Origin of the sequence: Caballeronia sp. (assembly GCF_049581465.1) — a bacterium.
Lineage (GTDB): Bacteria > Pseudomonadota > Gammaproteobacteria > Burkholderiales > Burkholderiaceae > Caballeronia.
The window spans coordinates 1-5,649 of sequence record NZ_JBAUSA010000513.1 but is presented as its reverse complement, the minus strand read 5'-3'; the positions used below and the strand labels follow the sequence as shown (position 1 = coordinate 5,649).

Below are 5,649 nucleotides of genomic sequence, written 5' to 3'. Positions count from 1 at the left end.
CCCCGACGCCACCGAAAGGCGACCCCGGGCTCACGCGTTTATAGCAGTTGATCCACACCATGCCGCTGCGGATCTCACGCGCAATCAGATGCGCGCGTTGCAGATCGCGTGTCCAGAGACCCGCGCCAAGACCGTATTCGGTGCCGTTTGCAATCGCGAGCGCTTCTTCATCGGTGCGGAAAGTCGTGACCGTCATGAACGGCCCGAAGACTTCTTCCTGCGATACGCGATGTTCCGGCTTCGCTTCGACAATGGTCGGCTCGACATAGCAGCCGTTCGCGAGCGCCGCGGCATCGGGCGCTTTTCCGCCTGCGAGCACGCGTCCACCTTGTTCGCGCGCGATGTCGACGAACGACAGCACACGGTCGCGGTGTTGGCGCGACGTGAGCGGTCCCATCTCCGTCAACGGATCGAGCGGATCGCCGATCTTGATCGTGCGGCTCAGTGCGACGAACTTTTCGAGCACTTGATCCGCGATCGATTCATGCACGATCATCCGTGATCCGGCGATGCACGCCTGCCCCTGATTGTGGAAGATCGCAAAGGCGGAACCTTGCACGACGGCATCGATGTTCGCGTCGCCGAACACGATATTCGCGCCCTTTCCGCCGAGTTCCAGTTGAACCTTCTTCAGGTTGCCGCTCGACGCCTGAACGATCTTGCGACCCACCGCCGTCGAACCCGTGAACGCGATCTTGCTGATCTCCGGATGCTCGGCCATGTACTGGCCTGCCACATGGCCGAGGCCCGGAAGGATGTTGACGACACCTTCCGGAAAACCCACTTCGGCCATCAGCTCGGCGATGGCGAGGCTGGAGAGCGGCGTCAGTTCCGCCGGTTTCATGATCACGCAATTGCCGGCGGCGAGCGCGGGCGCCATCTTCCAGCTTGTGAACATCAGCGGGAAATTCCACGGCACCACCTGCCCGACGATACCGACCGGCTCGCGCGTCAGGTAATTCAGAAAGCCCTGTTCGACCGGGATCACCGAGCCTTCGAACTTGTCGGCCATCCCGCCGAAATAGCGGAACGTGGTAGCGGTGCGCGGCACGTCGAGGTGGCGCGTATCGCGGATCGGATGCCCCGTATCCAGCGATTCGAGACGTGCAAGCCGGTCTGCGTTGGCTTCGATGGCATCCGCAAGCTTCAGCAGAAGACGCCCGCGCTCAGCCGCCGCGAGATTGCTCCATTTCGGAAACGCGGCCTTTGCTGCCGCGACAGCCCGGTCGATATCGGCGGGCCCGGCCATCGACACTTCGGCAATCACCGAGTTGTCGTGCGGATTCAGCGTGGCGAGCGTCTCGCCGTTTGCGGCCGGTACGAAGCGGCCACCGATAAAGAGTTGCGTTTGCATGTCAGTCCTGCGCAAGTGAGACCGGGCGGAAAGCCTGGACGTGACATTCCCCGTGGCGCCGGCGGTGTTCGGCGCCATTCGACTAAGGTCGGGGAAATGCCTGAAAGAGTTACATCTGGATCGGATACGGCGGCAGTTCACCGCTTTCGTAGCGCTTCGGAAGGTCGGGCGTCGCGTTTTCCCACACGAGTAGCATCGAGCGCTTCTGCGAATAGCCCTTGTGGCGGATATCGGCCGGCATCGCGGCGATATCGCCGGCGTTCATCGTGATGCGTGCACGCGGCTCGCCGCTGTCCTTGTCGGCCACATCCCAGATGATCTGGTCGGACAGTTGCAAGAACCACTCGACGCGATCGTTGCCATGAAAAACCGGCAACACGAATTCTTCGGTAGTCGGGCAAAAGAGGCTCTGCTGACACACGGAGGTGACCGACGGATTCCACGTCACGTCCGAGCGCGACAGATACTTGAACAGGCTGAACGCATGCAGTGCCTGCTCGAAACCGGGTTCAGCGTGAATCTCCGGCTCATCCTGCATGACGTCGCCGAACTGTCGGTTCACGGGCAGATCGTCGCGCAGCGGCGAGTCGCCCTGTATGCCGGGCATGCGTCTGGTCGCGATGCGTGTGCGCTCGATGGCGGCGCTGTTGTCGCCGTGCTTCGTGCCAAAGGCCGAGCCAGTTTCCTCAGGTGCCGCGAACGGGTCGAAGCCTTCGTTGACCCAGTCCTTCAGGATCGCCTTGAACGTCGCCATGATGAGCGGCGTGTCGAACTGCTGCATGTGGTCGATACCCGCTTGCTTGTAGTTCGCGTTATACGCGCCGGCATACAGGTCGACCTTGCCGTAATGGTTGCGCGTGCCGATCACTTCATCGAAGTTGACCCAGCCGTAAAAGAAGCCCCACGCGACGTCGCGCATCATCGCGCGCAGGAAGTCGTCGGCGTGAATCTGATGCGAGCGCGTCTCGCCTTTCGACGGCCAGCGAATCGTCGCAAAGTACGCATCGCGGCTGAATTCAAAGTCGCCGAGGCGGAAGCTGCGGTAGCCGGTGACGGAATCAGGGTTGGTCGCGGTGACGTGCAGGCCGGTTACGTTATCCATGGTTGACTCCAGAGAATGATCGATGGGCATGATGGTCAGTGAATGCAGATCTCGGCCCACTTCTCGACCGAGCAGCGTCCGAGGATCGTCTGCACGAGCAGCACGCCCGGCTTCACCGCTTCGAAGCGATACGCAGCGCCGGCAGGCAGCAGCGCCTGATGGCCGCGCTTCAAACGCACATAGCCCATCGACTGGCCCGAAGGCTTGCCTGCCAGTTGCACGGTGCCTTCCGTCTGGGCATCGACAAGCGGGCCATCCGAAGGCTTGATGAAGTACACATCGATCTCGCCATCGAGCGCGACCGCAAACTCATCGTGCGACGCAGCGAACCACGGCGACGAACCTTCTGCGCGCAACGTCTCGATCACATACTTGAGATTCTTGCCGACGACGACTTTCTCGAAGGGCGCCGATTTTTTCGCGACTTCGAACACGTTCGACATCGCGTAGTGCTCAGGCTTGCCCTTGATGACTTCGACGGAACCTTTCTGGAAATGATCGAGGCTGCCGAACTGTGTCTGTTGCATGTCTTCCTCTCTAAAAACGGGCGTTACTACATTCCGGGTGGCGGTGTTCATGGAGCAGGTCAGGCTGCCAACATCCGTTCGAAGAAGCATTTGGCCACAGCCTAGCCACTGCGATTCGAACCCAAGGACGAGCCGCTATGAATTCATGTCCGGAATACTAAAGGCAGAAACTCGCATTCACTATATGGGATTTCCGAAGCCAGACTGCGCGTAAACCGAAGGCTGTTTTAGTGTGCTTTGGGGCGTTCGGAAAGAACGAGACTCGCGATCGGTAACGACCGGATATTGGTTAGAGAGATGCGCACGGCGACTTGGCTTATACCTAAGGCTTGCTCTGGAAGTACCACATTGTGACGATGAAGACTACCAAAGCAATTGTTGAGCTTCGTTAATTATGCTAATGGGTACGCTAATTTTGCCAATATCGCTTAGACCGCTGGATTCCGGAGGGCCGACGTCGATATTTGCTGACGAGTGAAAGCAGGCGATTCATGTTCCATGCTCGCCGTGGAATCGATGCTGGAATTTGCTCCAGGTCTGTCCCATGTTCTTCGCAAACGTTGATACCTGGATCGAGCCATCGCCGCTTCCAGCGAGGGGCGGTGACGTCAAGCGGATTGAGTAGCAGGCATCTGAAGCAATACGGTAGGTCGTGGCGATCTACCATCCAGTCCGACGGCGTTTGAATTCGCACAAGTCGATCAGTGTCCAGTCGGGCGAGCCTTGCGAGGACATCAAGCGTGCTTTCGGGTACGGCGGTTGTCAACGTAGTTGTCGCGTCACTTCAAGCAAACTGCTTTAGTTCTTCCGGCTGCATACGCTCCGGATTGAGCCAGACTTCATCCTTCAATTCCCAATTGCGCGTCGACCGGGACCAACGCTGTGGATTGCGCTGCCTGGCCTCTGCATAAACGGCTTCACGTTGCGCAAGCACTGCGGCGGCTACTCCGTTGTGGCGCTGCGCCGGCGTGACGAATTTCAGGCCGCTTTGTTTGTGCTCCTGTTTGTACCAATGCACGAACTTCTGCGTCCAGGCACGGGCCTCATCCACGCTGCCGAACGGCCTGCGTGGGTACTCGGGCCGGTACTTGCAGGTGCGGAACAGCGACTCTGCGTACGGGTTGTCATTACTCACACGCGGCCGGCTAAACGAGGCCGCAACCCCCAAGTTCTCCAGAGTGGCAAGCATCGTCGCACCCTTCATCGGGCTGCCGTTATCCGAGTGCAGCACCAGAGGACGTCCTGCCAGGCCCTCGGCCAGACTGGCACGCCGCATCAGCAACGCGGCCAGTTCCGCCGATTCGGCTTCATGCACTTCGTGAGCAACAATCTTGCGGCTGAACACGTCCAGCATCATGTACCAGTCGTAGTACTGTCCTTTGACCGCCGCCGGCAGCCACGTGATGTCCCACGACCAGACCTGATTCGGCGCTGTCGCACAATGACTGGTCACCACCCGGGTCGAGGGCTTGCGCGCACGCCCCCGGTGGTGCTGCTGCGAGGCGCCGCAGCACGCGGTAAAAGCTCGATTCCGACGCGACATACACTCCGCGATCCGCGATCCGCCAGGCTTGGCACGATCTGGCTGGGCGGCAAGCTGGCAAACTCCGCACTATTGGCTACCTCAAGAATCTGTTGCCGTTCGGCCTCACTCAGCTGGTTACTCGGCGGCGGCCGTTCGGTCGTGGTACGACCATCGGCGTGCACCGCGTCACCGTCGCCCGCCCAGCGCTGGAACGTGCGCAGGCTCAGGCCCAGCTCGTCGCAGGCCTTCTGCCGCCGACAGCCTGACTGCGTGCATCAACTTTTCGGAAGTGGCTCTGCGCTGCGGGTCTGCAGCGGGCGCCGTTCAGACCCTGCCGCGAAGAAGTAGGAGGTACCGAGGTCAAGCGTCACGTTGAACACCGAACGCCCGCGTACGCCTTCGCGGCCCCGAAACTCGACGGTCCCATCGGCTCCCACGACGATGACTTCTTGCGCTCCGCTACGCAGGTAGGCCTGAATCCTGTTGTCGAGACTGACCGCACACACGGCATTGCCGAACAGCACCTCCACGCACAGGTCCGGGGCGAAGGTCAAGGGATTGGTCGCTTGCTCCGCATCATCGTCGGGCCACTTTTCATCTGGCATCCAGACGACATCAGGAACGAGGACACCGAAAGACCGGGTGATAACAGGGAGGCGTAACGCCACGCGGGGACCCAATTGGGTGGCGAGTTGGCAAAACACGTCGGTTTTAAATATTTGATGCCAGGGGTCTTCGTCCCGAACCAAAATATCGCCGGTCGGGCTGAGTTCAAATCCGGGGACAGCGAAGTCGCGCCGAACCGCTAACGTGCGCCAGATAGCAAGGAGCGAATCTTGTTGTAGCAAATGCGTTTTCATGGCGCGCTGTCCTGACGGCAAATTAACTGTAGTACGTAGGCGCGTGGAGAGCGCGGGTAAATCAAGCATTGTCGCGTGCGGCATGAACTAAGCGTGCTCTTAGCCAAAACACTTCCCATCGTCGAACCGCTTCACAGTAGCCGTCTGCATCATTTAATTCCAAAGACGTTGAAGAGAAGAACTGCGGGACAAGATTTTGGAGACGCGCCGTAGGCGCTGGTGCGCACTCGTAGGCACCTTTTGAAAAGCTATCGCCGATTTTCGACGAGAATTTTAGCTTC

At 59.7% G+C, this 5,649-nt stretch carries 5 protein-coding genes and 1 pseudogene; all 6 read right to left on the bottom strand.

Annotated elements, in window-relative coordinates; all coding sequences use genetic code 11:
- Positions 1-1,354 (bottom strand): aldehyde dehydrogenase family protein (locus tag WCA53_RS12555; RefSeq protein WP_423910174.1); only part of this gene is annotated, 1,354 nt, incomplete at its 3' end.
- Between the two features lie 109 nt (positions 1,355-1,463).
- Positions 1,464-2,456, bottom strand: a complete 993-nt coding sequence (locus tag WCA53_RS12550) for a hydroxyquinol 1,2-dioxygenase (protein WP_423910171.1) — start codon at positions 2,454-2,456, stop codon at positions 1,464-1,466.
- Positions 2,457-2,491: 35 nt separating this feature from the next.
- Positions 2,492-2,983: a hydroxyquinol 1,2-dioxygenase gene (locus WCA53_RS12545; protein WP_423910168.1), complete on the bottom strand. Its 492-nt coding sequence runs from the start codon at positions 2,981-2,983 to the stop codon at positions 2,492-2,494.
- Positions 2,984-3,767: 784 nt separating this feature from the next.
- Positions 3,768-4,777 (bottom strand): annotated as a pseudogene (locus tag WCA53_RS12540) (IS3 family transposase); the annotation flags it as partial.
- A gap of 6 nt (positions 4,778-4,783) precedes the next feature.
- Positions 4,784-5,368: a Uma2 family endonuclease gene (locus tag WCA53_RS12535; protein ID WP_423910165.1), complete on the bottom strand. Its 585-nt coding sequence runs from the start codon at positions 5,366-5,368 to the stop codon at positions 4,784-4,786.
- Positions 5,369-5,429: 61 nt separating this feature from the next.
- Positions 5,430-5,649: hypothetical protein (locus tag WCA53_RS12530; RefSeq protein WP_423910160.1), on the bottom strand; the 220-nt coding region annotated here is incomplete at its 5' end.

What these genes read in the sequence shown, in the direction of transcription:
- WCA53_RS12550 (WP_423910171.1), bottom strand. Translation starts at nt 2,456, where the DNA reads ATGGATAACGTAACCGGCCTGCACGTCACCGCGACCAACCCTGATTCC.
- WCA53_RS12545 (WP_423910168.1), bottom strand. Translation starts at nt 2,983, where the DNA reads ATGCAACAGACACAGTTCGGCAGCCTCGATCATTTCCAGAAAGGTTCC.
- WCA53_RS12535 (WP_423910165.1), bottom strand. Translation starts at nt 5,368, where the DNA reads ATGAAAACGCATTTGCTACAACAAGATTCGCTCCTTGCTATCTGGCGC.